The organism is Flavobacterium channae (assembly GCF_021172165.1).
GTDB classification, from domain to species: Bacteria; Bacteroidota; Bacteroidia; order Flavobacteriales; family Flavobacteriaceae; genus Flavobacterium; species Flavobacterium channae.
In genome coordinates this window covers 413,521-433,141 of sequence record NZ_CP089096.1, presented here as the reverse complement: position 1 = coordinate 433,141, position 19,621 = coordinate 413,521, and the positions used below count along the sequence as shown (strand labels likewise).

Annotated in this window: 16 protein-coding genes; 6 read left to right on the top strand and 10 right to left on the bottom strand. The window is 30.7% G+C overall.

What is annotated here, in order from left to right:
- Positions 1-11: 11 nt before the first annotated feature.
- The 7 genes from LOS89_RS01755 to LOS89_RS01725 all read right to left on the bottom strand — a co-directional run bounded on the left by LOS89_RS01755 (position 12) and on the right by LOS89_RS01725 (position 7,257).
- A complete protein-coding gene (locus LOS89_RS01755) occupies positions 12-1,718 on the bottom strand; it encodes a diflavin oxidoreductase (RefSeq protein WP_231836014.1) in 1,707 nt (568 codons plus the stop codon).
- Positions 1,708-2,526, bottom strand: a complete 819-nt coding sequence (gene cobA / locus LOS89_RS01750) for a uroporphyrinogen-III C-methyltransferase (protein ID WP_231836013.1) — start codon at positions 2,524-2,526, stop codon at positions 1,708-1,710. Before cobA ends, LOS89_RS01755 begins: the two co-directional genes overlap by 11 nt.
- Before the next feature lie 82 nt (positions 2,527-2,608).
- Positions 2,609-3,520, bottom strand: coding sequence for a cysteine synthase A (gene cysK / locus LOS89_RS01745; RefSeq protein ID WP_231836012.1), 912 nt, complete (start codon positions 3,518-3,520; stop codon positions 2,609-2,611).
- 22 nt (positions 3,521-3,542) lie between these two features.
- Positions 3,543-4,370 (bottom strand): serine O-acetyltransferase EpsC, encoded by an 828-nt coding sequence (gene epsC, locus LOS89_RS01740; RefSeq protein WP_231836011.1) that lies wholly within the window; start codon positions 4,368-4,370, stop codon positions 3,543-3,545.
- A gap of 10 nt (positions 4,371-4,380) precedes the next feature.
- On the bottom strand, positions 4,381-5,613 hold the full coding sequence (locus LOS89_RS01735; RefSeq protein ID WP_231836010.1) for a sulfate adenylyltransferase subunit 1: 1,233 nt from the start codon (positions 5,611-5,613) through the stop codon (positions 4,381-4,383).
- Positions 5,614-5,631: 18 nt separating this feature from the next.
- Positions 5,632-6,537 carry a sulfate adenylyltransferase subunit CysD gene (gene cysD, locus LOS89_RS01730; protein ID WP_231836009.1) on the bottom strand — a complete coding sequence of 302 codons (906 nt, stop codon included), beginning with the start codon at positions 6,535-6,537 and terminating at the stop codon, positions 5,632-5,634.
- Positions 6,538-6,561: 24 nt separating this feature from the next.
- Complete coding sequence (locus LOS89_RS01725) at positions 6,562-7,257, bottom strand: phosphoadenylyl-sulfate reductase (protein ID WP_231836008.1); 696 nt, start codon at positions 7,255-7,257, stop codon at positions 6,562-6,564.
- 517 nt (positions 7,258-7,774) lie between these two features.
- Between LOS89_RS01725 and metK the strand changes: the two genes are divergently transcribed.
- Both metK and LOS89_RS01715 read left to right on the top strand, forming a co-directional pair.
- Positions 7,775-9,025, top strand: a complete 1,251-nt coding sequence (metK, locus tag LOS89_RS01720; protein WP_231836007.1) for a methionine adenosyltransferase — start codon at positions 7,775-7,777, stop codon at positions 9,023-9,025.
- 94 nt (positions 9,026-9,119) lie between these two features.
- Positions 9,120-11,204 (top strand): phage tail-like protein, encoded by a 2,085-nt coding sequence (locus tag LOS89_RS01715; protein WP_231836006.1) that lies wholly within the window; start codon positions 9,120-9,122, stop codon positions 11,202-11,204.
- 40 nt (positions 11,205-11,244) lie between these two features.
- Here LOS89_RS01715 and LOS89_RS01710 read toward each other — a convergent pair whose 3' ends face one another.
- Both LOS89_RS01710 and LOS89_RS01705 read right to left on the bottom strand, forming a co-directional pair.
- A complete protein-coding gene (locus LOS89_RS01710) occupies positions 11,245-13,989 on the bottom strand; it encodes a TonB-dependent receptor (protein WP_231836005.1) in 2,745 nt (914 codons plus the stop codon).
- A 71-nt stretch (positions 13,990-14,060) separates the two neighbouring features.
- Positions 14,061-14,888: a GLPGLI family protein gene (locus LOS89_RS01705; RefSeq protein ID WP_231836004.1), complete on the bottom strand. Its 828-nt coding sequence runs from the start codon at positions 14,886-14,888 to the stop codon at positions 14,061-14,063.
- 119 nt (positions 14,889-15,007) lie between these two features.
- Here LOS89_RS01705 and LOS89_RS01700 point away from each other — a divergent pair, with 119 nt between their 5' ends.
- Entirely contained in the window at positions 15,008-16,486 is a 1,479-nt protein-coding gene (locus LOS89_RS01700; protein ID WP_231836003.1) for a sensor histidine kinase, read from the top strand.
- Positions 16,479-17,159 (top strand): response regulator transcription factor, encoded by a 681-nt coding sequence (locus tag LOS89_RS01695; protein WP_231836002.1) that lies wholly within the window; start codon positions 16,479-16,481, stop codon positions 17,157-17,159. Before LOS89_RS01700 ends, LOS89_RS01695 begins: the two co-directional genes overlap by 8 nt.
- Position 17,160: 1 nt before the next feature.
- Here the strand turns inward: LOS89_RS01695 and LOS89_RS01690 are convergent, their stop codons facing one another.
- Positions 17,161-18,066, bottom strand: coding sequence for a GLPGLI family protein (locus LOS89_RS01690; RefSeq protein WP_231836001.1), 906 nt, complete (start codon positions 18,064-18,066; stop codon positions 17,161-17,163).
- Between the two features lie 178 nt (positions 18,067-18,244).
- Here LOS89_RS01690 and LOS89_RS01685 point away from each other — a divergent pair, with 178 nt between their 5' ends.
- Together LOS89_RS01685 and LOS89_RS01680 are read left to right on the top strand one after the other, a co-directional pair.
- On the top strand, positions 18,245-18,988 hold the full coding sequence (locus tag LOS89_RS01685) for a hypothetical protein (RefSeq protein WP_231836000.1): 744 nt from the start codon (positions 18,245-18,247) through the stop codon (positions 18,986-18,988).
- Positions 18,988-19,602: a deoxynucleoside kinase gene (locus tag LOS89_RS01680; RefSeq protein WP_231835999.1), complete on the top strand. Its 615-nt coding sequence runs from the start codon at positions 18,988-18,990 to the stop codon at positions 19,600-19,602. The genes LOS89_RS01685 and LOS89_RS01680 overlap by 1 nt, the downstream gene beginning before the upstream one ends.
- Positions 19,603-19,621 lie beyond the last annotated feature (19 nt).

Here is a 19,621-nt window from a genome sequence, read left to right as displayed (position 1 = left end):
TTTTATAGTTTTTAATAAACGTCTTTTTGATATTTTCCTTGATTTTCTAATGTTTCCAAAACTCCTTTCGCAGCTTCAACAGAAATATTACGTTCTTGCGCAATCACTTCTATAATTGCTTCTTCCACATCTTGACTCATTGGATTTTTTTGCCCACAGATGTAAATATTCGCGCCTTCTTCCAACCAACGATTAAACTCTGATGCTTTCTCTCGAATACGATCTTGCACATAAATTTTACGCTCCTGATCTCTTGAAAAGGCTGTATCCAATTTGGTCAAAACTCCCGTAGTCAACCATTCTTGAATTTCAGTTTGATAATAGAAATCCAATACAAAATGTTGCTCGCCGAAAAACAACCAATTTTCACCTTCCGCAGCTGTAGCATCTCGATGCGCTAAGAAACTTCTGAATGGTGCTATTCCCGTTCCGGGACCAATCATGATGACTTTTTCACCAGGTTCAGGCAACCTGAAATTGTTATTTTTATGAATGTAAAATTCGATAAGAGTGTCTAGTGGAAAATCCGCTAAAAATTGAGATGCCAATCCTGTTTTCACTTCTTCATTTATTGTAAACGTATTCAAGTTTACCGTAAGATGCACTTCTCCATCATGTGCTTCTGAAGATGACGAAATAGAATACAAACGCGGAGCAATTGGCAATAAAAGCTCAATCACACTTTCTATTTTCAAGTCTTTACTAATTTCAACTTGCTTTAGAATATCTATTAAATCCGATTTTTCTGAATTGATTCCTACTTGAAGAAGTAATGCTAATTGTTCGATAGAACGCTTACTCAATCCTTTTATGTTTCGTTCCAACAACCATTTTTCAGCAGTCTGTTTTTGATCTTTCACAGTAATTTCTTGATTGGCATCAACACTAAAATAATTTAAAATAAAAGCCACATCTTCAGTGCTGTTTTTAGGAATAATTCCTAAAGCATCTCCTGGTTTGTAAACAATTTCATCTTCTGAAGAAATTTCAATATGGTAGGTTTCTTTATTAGAACCCACATCATTTAATACCACTTTGTGATGGATTACTCCAGTATAATTTTGCTTGCGTGAAGTTGTATTAGCCGTTTGTACTTTTACAGTTTCTTGTGAAGTACCTTGATTTTGAAAAGCTGCTTTTAAATTAGTTTCCCAATTGCTAACAGTATCTGCAAAATCAACATCCGCTTTCACCAATGGCAACAAACGCTTAGCTCCTTTTTCAGCCAAAACTTCGTCTAGTAAAACTCCTGCATTACAGAATAAAGGATATGAAGAATCACCCAATCCCAAAACTGCAAAAGACACCTTACTCAAATCTACTTCAGAACCTTTTAAGTTTTCATAAAAAGCAACCGCATTTTGAGGAAACTCTCCTTCTCCTTGCGTACTCATTACAAATACTACTAGATTTTCCTTTGAAAGTTTAGTGGCATCGTATTGAAAAACATCAACCGCTTTGGCTTGAATTTTATTCTTTTTAAAATTAGCCAATAATTGAGAAGCTACTTTTTTAGAATTACCCGTTTCGGTTCCATAAATAATTAATGGTTTGACGGCAACTGGAATATTGGTTACATTAGTTTCTTTTGTAACAGAAAAATCTGATTTACTTCCATCTAAAAAACCAGCCAAATATCCTTTTGTCCAAATAATTTCTTCATTTGATGCATTTTGCACCAATTGTTTTAGTAATGATAATTTATTTTCAGATAGCATTTTGAAAAACATTTTTATGATTATCGAAATAAGATTCCGTTGTATTCTTTTCATTGAACCAAGCAAAATCTTGGTGTAAACTCACCACTTTACCAATTATTAAAAGTGTAGGAACGTATTCAAAAGCAGGCAATTCTGAGCTTTTTAATTGTTCAAAAGAAAATACTTGTGTTTTCTGATTAGGTGTTGTGGCTTGTTGTACTACAGCAATTCCTTTTTGCTCATCAATACCTAACTCCAAAAGTTGTTGGGTTAACGCATTTAATCTTTGGCCACTCATGTAAAAAATCAAAGTATCTTCGGTTGTAGCCCAATCGTTCCATTGTTGGGATTGAACCGTATTCAAATCATACAAGGTTAAAAAACGAACTCCTCTTGAATAACCTCTAGCCGTCAATGGAATACCTGTGTATGCTGCCGCTCCGAAAGCCGCAGAAATTCCAGGGATAATTTCGTAGTCTATTGTATTTTCTTTTAAAACTAAGAGCTCATCCAACACATTGGAAAACAATGAAGCATCTCCACCTTTTAATCGCAACACTAATTTATCCTGCAACGCATAATCAACCATTAATTCATTAATATCCTTTTGTGGTGTCCAAATTCCCTTAGAACATTGTTTTCCTACATAAATTACCTCAGCATCTTTTCGAGCATAGGTATCGATTAACTCTGGAGAAACCAATCTATCGGTTAAAACAATATCGGCAGTTTGCAAATATTTCAATGCTTTTAAGCTTATCAAGTCTGGATCACCAGGCCCCGCGCCAGCTAAAACCACCTTTCCTTTTTTTACTATTTGTATCATTTTTCTTTTGAATAAAGCATAGCATTCCCCGCTCCACTAAAAAATGGAGTAAAAACCCTACAAAAAAATTATTGATTTATTTTTAGAACAACCCTTCAGTTGACAGGTAACGCTCTCCTGTATCGTAATTAAAAGTCAGCACTACTGCATCATCAGGTAAACTTTGTACTTTCTTAGCAACTGCTGCTAAAGAAGCCCCAGTAGAAATACCTACTAAAATTCCTTCTTGTTTTGCTACTGCTCTAGCAAACTCAAATGCTTCATCTTTTGAAACTTGAACAACCTCATCGATTAAATTACCATGGTAATTCTCAGGTACAAAACCTGCTCCAATTCCTTGTATTGGATGTGGTCCTGGTTCTCCACCACTCAAAACTGGTGATAATTCTGGTTCAACCGCAATTACTTTTACATTTGGAAATTTTGCTTTTACTGCGGATGCTACTCCAGAAATGTGTCCACCAGTTCCTACTCCAGTGATGATATAATCTAAACCATCAGGAAAATCAGCTAAAATTTCTTGACCTGTTGTTTTTTGATGTACTTCTACATTTGCAGGATTGACAAATTGAGATGGTGACCAAGCATTTGGCGTTTGTGAAACTAATTCGGCAGCTCTTTCAATTGCTCCTTTCATTCCTTTTTCGCGTGGTGTTAAATCGAATTCAGCTCCGTAGATTTCCATCAACTTTCTTCGTTCCACACTCATCGATTCTGGCATAACAAGAATTACTTTATAGCCTTTTACAGCTGCTACCAAAGCCAAACCGATACCTGTATTTCCAGAAGTTGGTTCGATAATTACACTCTCGGGTTTTAGTAAACCTTTTGCTTCAGCATCTTCAATCATCGCTAGCGCAATTCGATCCTTAATACTATTACCAGGATTGGTTCTTTCTAATTTGATGAATACATTTTTATTTGCACCATAAAGTTTATTAATTTTTACTACTGGTGTTTTTCCAATCGTTTCTAAAATATTATTTGCTTTCATACTATTGTATTTTGTTGTGTTGTTAAATACTAAAATCTATAATTTTATTATACTCTATTTTTGTTTTTACGATGATTTCACTTTTATGATACACTAGCGACTGTGCAGGAATTGATTCGGTTATCCAAACATTTCCGCCAATTACGGCTCCTTTTCCAATTGTTGTATTTCCTCCTAGAATAGTGGCATTAGCATAAATAATAACATCATCTTCTATCGTTGGATGTCTTTTTTGTTCGGCTTTATCTTTACTAACACTTAATGCTCCTAATGTTACCCCTTGATAAATCTTTACATTATTACCGATTTTTGCTGTTTCACCAATAACAACTCCTGTTCCGTGATCGATAAAAAAGCTTTTTCCTATTTCTGCACCCGGATGAATATCGATTCCTGTTTTACTATGAGCGTATTCAGACAAAACTCTTGGCAAAATTTGCACCTGATTTTTCCATAAAAAATTAGCTATTCGGTAAACGAATATGCAGTAAAAACCAGGATAAGAAAGCAAAACTTCAGCTCTTGATTTAGCCGCTGGATCAAAATCTAAAATTGCTTTTAAATCATGCAATAAATCGGAATGAATATCAACTAAGCTCTCAAAAAAACGATTCGAAAACTCAGTACTTGAATCAACATCGACCTGTTTTAAAATAATTTGCAACTCCTTTTTTAAAACCGATTCTTTTTCTTGAAACAATTTAAAATCCAAACATTCTTCTTGTGTACAAAACAGCCACGCAAATACATTTTCTAACCAATTTTGCGCATTAGCTTTATTTAGAAAATTTCGTTTTTCGCTTAAATTTCTCTGAAATAACTCTTTACTGTATGAATTAGAAAGTTCCATAATTTTAATTTTACAAAAACATTAAAGCCCCAACCGTATTATAAGTGGTTTCGTCTATAAGAATTGCATTTCCTGACTTTGCATTTTTATCGAAAGCATCAAAAAATAATGGTTGATTTGTTTTAATCGATACTTGTGCAATGTCATTCAATTTAACTTCGTCAGTTGCAGTAAATTTCCAATCGTTAATATTCCACTTTTGATTTATGGATTGCACTTTAACTCTAACATTTTTGAAACGATGTTGTAACAAATAGGTTTTTCCAAGTTGAAGATGATTATTATCTAACCATGAAATCCAAGTATTTATTTGATTTGATTCTTGTGGTAATTGATGTGTTAACACTACTGTATCACCACGACTGATATCGATATTGTTTTCAAAATGAAAAACAACATTTTCGCCCGCTTTGGCTTCTTCAATAGTTTCAAGATTTCTTTCAATTTTAGAAATTTTAGAAGCAATTTTTGCAGGCAAAACAACTATTTCATCTCCTACTTTATAACTTCCGCTTAAAACCAAACCAGCATATCCTCTGTAGTCGTGATTTTCTTCGTCTTTTGGTCGGATCACCCATTGCACTTGAAAACGAGCGTCTAAATTGAAAGTAGATTCAATTTCAATTGTTTCTAAAGTTTCCAACAAAGCTTTTCCATTATACCAAGGTGTTTCAGAAGATTTAGCAACAATATTATCACCAACTAAAGCACTCACTGGTATATAACTAATTGTATTGTAATTTAATTCCGATTTTAAGTCTTCAAAATCAGCTACTATTTGATTGAAAGTAGCCTCAGAATAATCCACTAAATCTATTTTATTGATGGCAACGACTGCTTTTTTAATCCCCATTAAAGAACCAATACTAGCATGACGTTTTGTTTGTTCTGTAATTCCTTTTCGAGCATCAACTAAAATGATGATTAAATCAGAATTAGATGCTCCAGTAATCATGTTTCTTGTATACTGTTCGTGTCCTGGCGCATCGGCAATTATAAATTTTCTCTTTTTTGTTGAAAAGTATTTATAAGCTACATCTATAGTAATTCCTTGTTCGCGTTCCGCTCGAAGTCCGTCAGTAATCAAAGACAAATCGATATCAACTCCTTCTTGCTTGGTTTGTTTTTGCAAAACCCCTAATTGATCGGTATGTATACTATCGGAATCGTACAACAATCTTCCAATTAAAGTACTTTTTCCATCGTCTACGTTACCAGCTGTTATAAATCGTAATGTATTCATTTTTTAATCTTTTTCTTTTTAAAAATACCCTTGTTTTTTTCTGTCTTCCATTGCAGCTTCAGAAAGCTGATCATCTAATCTTGTTTGTCCTCTTTCACTAATTCTCGTTTGAATAATATCATCTATTATATCTTGAACTGTACTAGCGTTTGAAGGAACAGCAGCAGTACACGTCATATCTCCTACTGTCCTATAGCGAACCTTTTCTACAACAACTGTATCATCTTCTAAAGGCTGAATAAACTTTGAAGTAGCAACCAATTTATCGTGATGCACAATACATTCTCTATCGTGAGCAAAATACAAACCGGGCAATTCGATATTGTATTTTTGAATATAATTCCAAACATCTAATTCTGTCCAATTGCTTATTGGAAAAACACGAACATTATGCCCTTTTTGAACTTTTCCATTTAATATATCCCAAAGCTCTGGTCGTTGTAATTTTGGATCCCACTGTCCGAAATCATCACGGACAGAAAAAATTCTTTCTTTAGCTCTAGCTTTTTCTTCATCTCTACGCGCACCACCTATACAAGCATCAAACTCATTTTCTTCAATAACATCTAAAAGAGCATACGTTTGTAAAGCATTTCTCGATGGAAAACGACCAGCAGTTTCTTTTAAATTGTATTTTTTAATACTTTCTTCAACAGACGCAACAATTAATTTTTCTCCAATTTTGTTAGCCAGATAATCTCTAAATTCTAAAGCTTCAGGAAAATTATGTCCAGTATCTACGTGTACTAATGGAAATGGAAATTTTCCAGGTCGGAATGCTTTTAATGCTAAATGCACTAAAACAATGGAATCTTTACCTCCTGAAAACAACAACGCAGGTTTTTCAAATTGTGCAGCTGTTTCACGAAGGATGTAGATTGCTTCATTTTCAAGCTGTTCTAAATATTGATTTGTATTTGACATTTTATATGTATTTCAGTTATTAATTTATCTATGTAAGCCACATTCTTTTTTCGATTTATCTTCCCACCACCATCGTCCATCTCTAAAGTTTTCTCCAGGTTTTAATGCTCTGGTACAAGGAGCACAACCAATACTAACAAAATTTTCATCATGAAGTGTATTGTATGGAACACCAAACTTTTTTAGAAAATTTGTCACTTCTGCTGTTGTCCAATTGATAAGTGGGTTGTATTTGTAAAGTTGTTTTTCTTCATCCCACTCAATTTTTTTAAGTGAATTTCTGTTTTCAGATTGTTCAGTTCGTAATCCTGTTATCCAAACTTTCGCTCCATTTAAAGCTCTTCCTAACGGTTCTACTTTTCTTATGTAACAACATTCTTTTCGCAATTCAATAGAATTATAAAAAGCATTGATTCCGTTTTCATTTACATGGGATTCTACTTTTTGGGTGTTTGGATAATAGGCTTTGATAGGCTTATTGTATTGCAACAATGTTTTATCCCAAACCGCGTACGTTTCTGCAAAAAATCTTCCAGTATCTAAAGTAAACACTTCAATAGCATCTAGATTTTGAGAAAAAACAGCATGAGAAATTACCTGATCTTCAATACCAAAACTGGTTGAAAAAACAATTTTATCATTAAAATTCTCTGCCAAAAATTCTAATTCTTGTTGCAAATCATTAGCATTTTCTAAAAACTGTATAATCTTAGTATTCATATTTTCTTGAGTTATAGAAATAAAAAAACCTCTGCTTTCGACAGAGGTTTAATATTGATTATTTTTAATTTAAAAATTATGCAATAGGTGTCCTCTGCAGAAATTTCCACATGATACAACACATATTGCAAACGTTTAAAATCATTTTTTTTCTTGTTAATTTGATGGTACAAAAATAGAATTATTTTCTTCAATAAAAAAATAAATAGATTATTTTTCTGTTTTTTGTTGTTTAAATTTAATTTTTTAGAATAAAAAACATTTTAAAAACCGAATGACCCGAAAAAAAATCTACAAACAAGTACATTTAAAAAACCCACTTTAAATTTTTAATATTAAAAAAAAGCTAACAACTATTTGGATTTCAATTTCATTTCATACATTTGCAAACGAAAACTAAGAGGAAAAATTTGAACTGATTGCAACCTCATTAAAAAAATGCTAAAGCAGTAATCTTTACTCCTTTACGCAATCTCTGCAATTTTTTTTCCTCACTTAAATTTTAAAATAATTAATTATGGCTTATTTATTTACGTCAGAATCAGTGAGTGAAGGACATCCTGACAAAGTTGCGGATCAAATTTCAGACGCATTAATTGATAACTTTTTAGCATTTGACCCAGAGTCAAAAGTAGCTTGTGAAACTTTAGTTACAACTGGTCAGGTAATTTTAGCTGGAGAAGTAAAATCAAACACATATTTAGATGTACAAACTATCGCAAGAGAAGTAATCAAAAAAATTGGCTATACAAAAAGCGAATACATGTTTGAAGCTAATTCATGTGGTGTTTTATCAGCAATTCACGAACAATCTGCCGATATTAATCAAGGTGTTGATAGAGCAAGCAAAGAAGAGCAAGGAGCTGGTGACCAAGGAATGATGTTTGGTTATGCAACTAACGAAACTGCTGATTTTATGCCTTTAGCATTAAAATTATCTCATCAAATTCTTCAAGAATTAGCTGATTTAAGAAGAGAAAATGCAGCAATCACTTATTTACGTCCTGATGCAAAATCGCAAGTTACTTTAGAATATTCTGATGATAACAAACCAGTTCGTATTGATGCTATCGTAGTTTCTACTCAACATGATGATTTTGCTGACGAACCAACAATGTTAGCTAAAATCAAAAAAGATATTATTGAGATTTTAATTCCGAGAGTAATTGCTAAAAACCCTCAATATGCTCATTTATTTAATGATGCTATTAAATACCACATTAACCCAACAGGAAAATTCGTAATTGGAGGTCCTCACGGAGATACTGGTTTAACTGGAAGAAAAATTATCGTAGATACTTACGGTGGAAAAGGAGCTCACGGTGGTGGTGCTTTCTCAGGAAAAGATCCATCTAAAGTAGACCGTTCTGCTGCTTATGCAACTCGTCATATCGCTAAAAACTTAGTAGCTGCTGGTGTTGCTGATGAAATTTTAGTACAAGTTTCTTATGCAATTGGTGTTGCTCAACCTACATCTATCAACGTAAACACTTACGGAACTTCTAAAGTAAATTTAACTGACGGAGAAATCAGTAAAGTAGTTGAAGGTATTTTTGATATGCGTCCTTACTTTATTGAACAACGTTTAAAATTAAGAAACCCTATTTATAGCGAAACTGCTGCTTACGGACACATGGGAAGAACTCCTGAAACTGTAACTAAAACGTTTACTGCTCCAGGTGGAGAAAGCAAAACATTAACAGTTGAATTATTTACTTGGGAAAAGTTAGACTTCGTAGATAAAGTAAAAGCTGCTTTTAATATTTAACAAACTATTGAATATAAAACAATTAAAACCCATTTATTAAAAAATAAATGGGTTTTTTATTACATATTTTATACATTAGCAAAAAATATTTTTAATGCAAACCTTAAGAATTGTATTACTTTTTATAGCTATTTCAAGTAACCTAATTTCCTTTTCACAAGTTGGTATTAACACTACCAATCCTAATGCTACTCTTGATATTCAAGCCAGCAATTTATCTAATCCAAACAATACTGATGGAATTCTTATTCCTAGAGTCAGTAGTTTTCCTAGTATCAACCCAGGCAACAATCAAAACGGATTACTCGTTTATTTAACAACAACCGTAGGGAATAATGAGCCAGGATTTTATTATTGGGATAACAACAATACTGAATGGAAATCGGTAACCAACACTAAAAATGTTTGGTTAATAAGTGGAAATAGCAATACAAATCCAAACAACAATTATATTGGAACTAAAGATAATACTGATTTAATTTTTAAAAGAAACAACAATCATTCTGGGATAATTAGTCAAAGTAACACCTCATTTGGTAATAACTCATACAAACCTGTTGGTAGTAGTTCTAATAATACAGCATTTGGAAGTTTTACCTTAAGTAATACAACAAATGGAAATTCAAACACAGCTATTGGATTTAACACATTAAAAAACAACACTACTGGTTATTCTAACAGCGCAATGGGTGCTCAAGCCATGGTAAACAATACCGTAGGAAACTCCAACACAGCATTAGGAATATATTCTTTAAACAATAATACTACTGGAAACTCGAACACTTCAATTGGATCAAATTCATTGTTAATGAATATCAACGGAAATGAAAATTCTGCGATTGGGAACAATAGTTTGTATAGTAATACCAATGGGAATTACAATGTTGCTATTGGAACGTATTCTTTATACAGCAACTCTAGTGGTAATAACAATACAGGAATTGGATCATATACTTTGACGACAAATTCAACAGGAAACAACAATGTAGCTGTTGGCCTTGCATCATTAAATTTTAACACAACTGGAAATCAAAATACTGCAATCGGGAATAACTCTTTAAACAACAACACTATTGGAAACCAAAACACAAGTTTAGGTTCGTATTCGTTGTATAAATCAAAAACTGGAAATCAAAATACTGCCCTTGGAAACAATTCCTTGTACAATAACGATTCTGGCTCAAATAATACCGCATCTGGCTACAATAGTCTTTACAATAATGTAAATGGAAATAAAAATAGTGCTTTTGGAAACAACGCATTATATTCTTTAACAAACGGCACAGGAAATTCCGCATTTGGTAATGAATCGCTTTACTTTAACACAGGAAGTTACAACTCTGCCTATGGTGAACTCTCTTTAAAATCAAACACAACAGGAACAAACAATGTTGCTTTTGGCTCAAGTTCATTAGAAAACAACAAGACAGGAAGCAACAATATTGGTATTGGGAAAGATGCTTCTAAAAACAACATTAATGGCGAGAACAACTTAAGTATTGGCACAAACGCACTAACAAATAACAACTCCGGAAATAACAACACCTCTATTGGAAATAATAGCTTATTAAACAACAATGGCTCTTACAATGTTGGCGTTGGAAACAATACTTTAAATTCAAATGTGAGCGGAAATTACAATACTTCTATTGGCTATAACGCTTATAATGCTGGCGAATACAATAATTCTACTGCAATAGGATACAATACTTACATATCTGGAGACAATCAAATTCGATTTGGAAACTTTGGCATTACAAGTATTGGTGGAGCTGTGGGGTGGTCTAGCATATCTGACGCTAGATTAAAAGAAAATATCAAAGAAAATGTTGTAGGATTGGATTTCATTTTACAATTAAAACCCGTAACCTACAACTACAATTTCAAACGTATTGATCCAAATGGTTCTTATAACAACATAAGATATTCAGGATTTTTAGCTCAAGATGTAGAACAATCTGCAAAAAATGTTAATTATGATTTTAGCGGAGTTGACACACCTAAAAACAGCAATGATTTTTACAGTTTAAGATATGCCGAATTTGTTGTTCCTATTGTTAAATCGATACAAGAGCAGCAAAAAACTATTGAAGCATTAAAACAAGAATTAGAACTTGAAAAGCAAAAAAATGAGGCTTTAGAAAAACGACTTAAAGCTATTGAAGAAAAATTAAAATAAAAAAGTCCCGATGAAATCGGGACTTTTTTATTACAATATTTTACAAAGTATATTTCAAACTTAGAATTACATATCTTGGCTGCACTCTATAACTTGAAAAACTACTTGTTCCTCCAAGTTGACTAAAACTATTTGTATCTAAAGATCGTGTATCTAATAGGTTTGTTCCTGAAAGTTTCCATTCCCATTTACTATCTTTCTTTTGATACATTAAACTAGCAGTTAAGAAATCATACTCACTATCGATTGTTTTAGATTTATTTCTATTATGATAATACGAATACTCTGAAACAAAAGAAAAAGCATCTAAGAAATAATATTCTAATGTTAATGTTGGACTATCAACATAAATTACATCTGAAAAGTTATCATTAATTGTGAAATTATAACCTAAAGTTAAGTTTGGCAACGTTTTGTAATTCGTTGAAAAATTCAATCCATAACTTTGTGCTACCGATTCTGTAGATTGTACTTCTGTTGGATTATTTGTCGGATCTGTATCAGTATCTGGGAAGACACGAATATTATTAAACTTAGACCAGTTAACTCCAACTCTCAAATTTGCTTTATAATATTTAGCAAACGAGCGCCCATAATTTCCTGCTGCAGATAATGTTTCATCTGGAAAATCAGAGTTCATGTTTTCAGCAGAAGAAATTTGGTTAACACCTAATAACAAAGCTCTATTTTTTATTGCTTCAACTTGTCTTGTATAAGTTACGTTAGCAAAAATGTTCTCAAAATTAAACATGTTATATTTAAAATAACGCAATGAATGTACTTGAGAAGTAGAGTTTTCTAAATAACGATTTCCACTAAATAAACTGTTATAATTTGAAAACACATAACCTTGAGCCAACTTATTAATATCAGTAAAATTGTTTGTTAACGAATAGTTATACGTTAATGTTTCTGATTTTTTAATTTGCCATAAAGCATACACATCTGGCAAAATTCTATTGAAAGATTGTTTATTAGATGTTCCTAACTGCTCATCATTTGTATTGAATTGATGCACACTAAATCCAGGATTGAATGTAAATTTCCCTAATAAAAATTTATAATGAACTCCTAAAAACACATCATTAAAAGCATAATTAACATCATTAACCGTTGAAGCGTCCGTTAAATTATTCTGATTCCCATTTTGAAGAATTTGAAAAATAGAAGAATCAAAATTTTGATACGAATACGTATTTCCTAATGTCAAGTTGATATTACTTTTTGGCGTAAGCATGTAGTAATAATCAAATTTTGTATCTACTTTATTTGTTTGTACAAAACGATTTTGCGATATATCATCTCTAACTCCTGCTCCTTCATCTACATATCCTGTTAATAATGGCGCAAATGGCAAAGTTTCTAAATTAGCATTATAAAACGGATCTTCTTTTTGATACAAATGTTGCATTTCAAAAGCAAACACATGTTTATCGTTTAGTGTATAATAATAATTAAGGTTTTGATTTATTGAAAATGGATTTTGCTTTTTACCTGTATAAATATCAGAAAGTAAACTAGAAAAAACACTCGTATTTTCTTTTTGATCAGAAAATTTAACTAAAGCATCGTAATCAAAATGTGCTTTTTCAGAAGGCACATAACTTGAACTTAATTTAAGTAAAATCTGTTTACTATCTTGCTTTGTATAATCTTCTCTAGTTTCAGAAATAGTTTGAGAAGAGCCATCAGGTAAATTATCAATACGATTTGAGATGGTCGTGTTTTCTATTTCCGTTTTATTCCCAAGTAAAATTCCAAATCCACTTAAAGTCCATGCTTTTGAAGGATTAAAACTAAAATTAGCTGCTCCAAAAGTTGACTCAATATTTGCCGCTTGATTGTTGCGAAGTCCTAAAATTCCTAAATCATTTGAAGACACATTAAAGGAAGATCCGCCTTTACGCATCATATTTTTAAAACCTCCAGTAAACTTGAAATAATCTTGAGCAGTTAAGGGTAATTCGCCAATATTATTCACATTAGCAATTACATTTAAACTGTATTTTGGGTTATAATAAAACAACTTTGGATTCACAATAAAGCGAGTATCTTCCATCCCAACTCCAATACCTGCATTCATATCACCAAACCAAAAATTCTTTTTACCTTCTTTTAATTTGATATTTAAAGCAATACTCTCTTCATTATTTTCTAGTCCTTTTAAATTAGAAACTTCGTTGTAATTTCTTAAAACTTGGATTTTATCTAAAGCATCAGCTGGAATGTTTTTAGTAGCTAACTTTGTGTCGCCATCAAAAAAGTCTTTTCCTTCCACCATTACTTTTTGGACTTTTTTACCTTCCACTTCAATTTCTCCGTCTTTATTTACTTCAACACCTGGGAGTTTTTTAAGAACATCTTCCAACTTTCGTTCCGTTCCATTTGTAAAAGAATCGGAATTGTAAATAATGGTATCTCCCGAAACACTCACTGGCATTTCGTGTACAATTTCTACTTCATTTAATTGAGTTCCTTCTTTTAAAACTACAGGAAAATTCATGTTAGTAGTCCCAGTAGTAATTGCTTTTTCAAAAGTTTGAAACCCTATATAACTTACCTTAAGCGTATAGTCTGTGCTTGGCTTAAGGTTTAGTGTGAATTTTCCCGCTTCATTAGTAATGGCATAAGCATCCATTGCTTTGGTTTGCTTGTTAATTGCCATAATATTGGCCATTTCTAAACCAACTCCTGTTGTATCTTTAACAGTTCCTTCGAAACGAATATTTTGAGAAAAGGCAATTGCGCTAAATAATAAAAGTAGAAAAAGTATATTTTTTTTCATTTGTTAATAATATTAAATAAATAAGACTAATATTATGAAGTTTTGTTACAAATTTATTAATCAAAATTTTGTTACATTTTAATTTCTATAACTCCATCTTCATTTTTCATACTATTTAGTTTCTTTTCTTGGATATCATCAAATTCTTTTTGAGTCACTTTTTTTCCATTTTTTGGTACTTTAATCTCTATTTTTTCTTGAGGATTTAAAACTATTTTTGAACATAAAAATGTGGTTTCACCTTCATGTAATTCTAAAATTAAACCTGGTAAACCCCAATATTTATCTGGTCCATTTGAAACTGGAATTTCGATGGTGTACCATGCTTCAATTATTCTCTCTTTAGGTTCACTTGGTGTAAAAAAAGTTGTTTTACCACTTTCTGCTTTTTTCTTATATTCTTCATATTCTTTTAAATCTTCTTCTGTGACAGGAATAATAATTAGTGCCTTAATACAAGTGTAATTGCCAATTTTCTTTTCATCACCAGTCATAACCCAATTAAATTTTGGTAAAGAATCTACAACTAAAAATTCTTTTCCAAAAATATCTAAATCGGTTATGTATTGTTTTGTTTTAAAATTTTTATAATATTTAGAATCGGCTCCACCTGAAAAACTAACAGTGACTCCATTACTAGATGGTTTTGGAGCAGCTAATTTTTCTTCTTCTGAATAAATGGACTCCACAGTATTAAATGATAAAACATAGTTTTTTTCAAAAGCCTTTTTCATACTTTCCATCATTTTTTCTTTTACATCTGGTGTCATATCATCACTTGTAAAATTAAAATTCTTCATGCTTGTTTGTGAAGAATAATAAGCTATTCCTTGAAAATTTTGCGCAAATGAGCTTAGAGTTAGCCATAAAAATGCACTTGAAAAAAATAGTGTTTTCATTTCTTTTAGTTTTTAATTAATGAAGCAAATTAACAGTTATAAAATCAAATAATAAGTTAATGAATGTTAACGTGTGTTAACGGTTAAATTAATATGCAAATAGTTTTTACTTTTGAAGTATGAAAATTAATCTAAAAAGAATATTTGCAGTCATTAGCCTTTTAGTTTTAGCAACTATTTGTTTACAAGTTTATTGGAATTATAAAAATTATTTGAGTAATAAAGAGCGGATAAAAAACGAAGTGCAAATTGCTTATGACAAGGCTATAGAGACATATTTTGATGAAGATTCTAAGGAAAATTTTATTAGTATCGTTAGCAAGGATTCGACCACTAAAGTTGAAGATTTAATTCATGTTATTAAACTAGATTCAAAATTAAGAAAACAATTTATCAAGCTAAAAAAAACTGATGCAATAAATGCAAATGCTCCTAATAAAATTAAAAAACTAGTAAAAAACCAAAAGAACACACATCCTATTAATATCAAAGCAGTTAAGGTTGAAGAAATTTCATCCATACAAATTCTTAAAGGAAAAAAAGCAATAGATTCAATTGGAGGATTAGAAAACTTTCCTAGTAAAATTACGATGTCATTTAAGAATGATTCTATTAAATATAAAATGTTAGATTCTATTTTTAAAGTAGAACTAGATCGTAAAAATATTGCTTTAAATTATGAAATAAAACATTTAAAAAACGACACTTTAATTTATACTTATTTAAAAAGCAAAGCAAAATTACCTCTCCAAATTGTACCAAATTCTGTCTATTTCAAAAACGAGGAAACTTTAAATCTAAATTATGATTATTCAAATAGTTTATTGATTAAAAGAATTGGAAACGAATTGTTGCTTTCTTTATTATTTTCTTTAGCAATTATTGGGTGTTTGTTTTTTTTACTTTATATCATTAAAAAACAGAAAAAAATTGACGAAATCAAAAATGATTTCATCAACAACATCACTCACGAATTCAAAACACCAATAACCACAATAGCAACTGCTTTAGAAGGAATGAGCATATTTAATCCAGAAAATAATTTAGAAAAAAATAAAAAATATATTGCCATTTCATTCAATCAATTGTATAAATTGGAAAACATGGTCGAAAAGATATTAGAAACAGCAACATTAAACTCTAAAGAACTTCAATTGAATTTAGAAAATATTAATTTAATAGTTTTAATTAAATCAATTATTGAAAAACATCAGGATATTTCTAAAAAACAGATCACTTTTGAATTTGAAAAAGAAGAATTATATATTAGGGCAGATTCATTTTATCTAGAAAATGCAATTTCAAATTTAATTGATAATGCAATAAAATATGGCGGAAATAATGTTCAAATCAATTGCTTTCAAACAGATAAAACAACTATAATTAAAGTTAAAGACAACGGAAATTCAATATTAAAATCTCAAGAAAAATTAATATTTGAAAAGTTTTATAGAATTCCAAAAGGAAACATTCACAACATAAAAGGGCATGGAATTGGATTATATTTTGCAAAAACTATAGTTGAAAAACACTTTGGAACAATTGAATTAACTATAACAAACAAAACTATTTTTAAAATAACTTTACCAAATGACTAACAAAATTAATCTGCTTTTGGCTGAGGACGAAGCATCATTAGGAATAATTATTAAGGAAAGTTTAGAAAGTAGAAACTTTACGGTTACCTTATGTGAAAATGGAGAATTTGCTTTTGAAGAATTTAGAAAATCGAACTTTGACGCTTTGGTTTTAGATATAATGATGCCCAAAAAAGACGGCTTTACATTAGCCGAAGAAATTAGACAAATTAATAAAACTATTCCTATTTTATTTTTAACATCAAAATCACAAACAGCTGATGTAGTTAAAGGATTTAAAATAGGTTGCAATGATTACATAAAAAAACCTTTTAGTATAGAAGAATTAATTGTAAGAATCATATCTTTAACTAATAACCTTCAGAATAAAACTACAGCAACAAGATTTACAATTGGATCTTATGAATTTGAAACTGAATCACAATTATTAATTCACGGAGAAAAAACAGTTAAATTAACTAATAGAGAATCTATTTTACTAGAATTTTTAGTAAAAAATAAGGGAAAAACGATAGAAAGAACCTTGATATTAAATACCGTATGGGGAAATGAAGATTTTTTTAGTGGGAGAAGTATGGATGTATTTATAACGAAGCTAAGAAAAAAATTAAACCTCGATCCTACTGTAGAAATTATTAACAGTAGGGGACGAGGTTATAAATTAATATTTTAGATTATCTACCCATTCTAAATCCACCACCTCTTTGACCGCCTGGACCAGAATTCATTTCACGCATTTCTTCCATTTTCTTTTTCACGATTTCGTCGTATTCTTTTTGGGTTACTTCTTTTCCTTTAGAAGCAGGTTTTATTTCTACTTTATCTTTAGAATTCAATACTAATTTTGAACATAAAATTACTGTTTTACCATCATTAACTTCTAAAATCAAACCTGGCAAACCCCAATAATTTTCTGGACCTTGATTTACTGGAATTTCTGGACAATACCATGCTGTAATTGTATTTTCTTTTGGCATTTCCCAATCATCTGTAAAATTTGTTTTCTTAGCTTTCGCTGTATCTTTAACTGTTTCCGCTTTTTTATCGCCATCTTTAGCGTTGTTATTGTTTCTAAATCTAAAATTTCTGAAATCAGATTCACTAACTTTAACAACAGCCGTTGCTTTAAAACAAAAATAATCACCAATTTGTTTAGATTCGCTTCCTAAAACCCATTCATAATTTGGCAATGAATCTTTAATTAAAAATTCTTTTCCAAAAAATTCTTTATCCACAATGAATTGTTTGGTTTTTGCATTTTTATAATGCGTTCCACCACCGCCCATCATAGACATCATCATTCTACCACCACCTTGTTGTCCTGGCGCATCTAATTTTTCTTCCTCTTTATATATCGAAGCCGATTTATCAAAATTTAAAATGAATGTTTTTTCAAACATTTTTTTCATACGTTCTTCGATTTGTTTTTGCATTTCAGGAGTAATATCTTTATTTCCTTGCATGCCTTTCATAAAATCTGCCGTACTTGTTTTTGATTCATAAACCGCCATACCTTGAAAATTCTGAGCTTGTATGAAACCAGAAATCATTAAAATTGAAGCAATAATTATTTTTTTCATTGTTTTAGAATAAATTAGATACTTGTTTAGACCTCCAAAAATGCAAATTGTTACACAATTTATCTACTAATTTTGTGTTAAAGTAGTATATTAGACACTTGAATTTCAAATTAGTTTAAAAACAATGTTACGAAAAACCGCCGTGTTATTTTGTTTTCTCTTTCTTTTTGCTAAAAGTGTGTTTTCTCAAGAAACAATTTTAACAGAAAAAATCAATAGCACTAAAATTCAAGCTCAAGAATTTTTAGGATTTGACAACCAACAAAACTTTTATACTACAAAAGACAATGTTCTTTTTAAAAATAATACACAAAATCATTTTGAATATAAAAATGTAAGTTTAGGAAAAATTACACAAGTAGATTTTCAAAACCCGCTTCAAATTGTGGTTTTTTATAACGATTTCAATACCACAATTTTATTAGACAATCAATTAAATGAAACAAAAAAAATAAATTTCAATCATTTATCTGAGCCTGTCAATATTGGAGCAATTGCATTATCGTCACAAAATAAATTATGGTTTTTTGACACTATCTCTTCAAAAATTGGATTATACGATTTAACCAAAGATACTTTTTATTGGATTTCAACAAGTTTGGAAAACCCTATAAAATATTATCATTCAAACTATACTAATTTTTATTGGCTTGACACTAAAAACAAACTCTATTCTATTTCAATTTACGGGACAATCAAAGCCCTTACTGAACTCCCAAATTTTGACAATATTCAATTGATTAATGACGAAATCGCAATCTATAGCTATGAAAATCAACTATATTATTATAAAATAAAAACCAACACAAATCTAAAAATTAAAATTGCTGAAAATTTCGCTACTAATTTTTTCTTTGCGGATGGAATTTTAGCTATTTTTACCCAAAATGAAATTACTAATTATAAAATAATTTTACCATAATGCACATAGCAGTAGCAGGAAATATAGGCGCAGGAAAAACAACACTTACCCGATTATTAGCCAAACATTTTAAATGGGAACCGCATTTTGAAGATGTGGTAGACAATCCCTATTTAGATGATTTTTATCACCAAATGGAACGATGGAGTTTTAATCTTCAAATCTATTTCTTAAACAGTCGTTTTCGTCAAGTATTGCAAATTCGCGAAAGTGGTAAAAACATTATTCAAGACCGAACTATTTATGAAGATGCGCATATTTTCGCACCCAATCTTCATGCTATGGGATTAATGTCGAACAGAGATTATAACAACTATACTTCGCTTTTCGAATTGATGGAAAGTTTAGTAGGTTCGCCTGACTTATTGATTTATTTGAGAAGTTCTATTCCAAATTTAGTGAGTCAAATTCATAAAAGAGGAAGAGATTACGAAAACTCGATTTCAATTGATTATTTAAGTCGTTTGAACGAAAGATACGAAGCTTGGATTCAAACCTACAACAAAGGAAAATTAGTAATCATTGATGTTGACAATATTGATTTCGTTAACAATCCAGAAGATTTAGGAATGATTATCAATAGAATTGACGCTGAATTAAACGGATTATTTTAAAATAAAAAGCCTCACAATT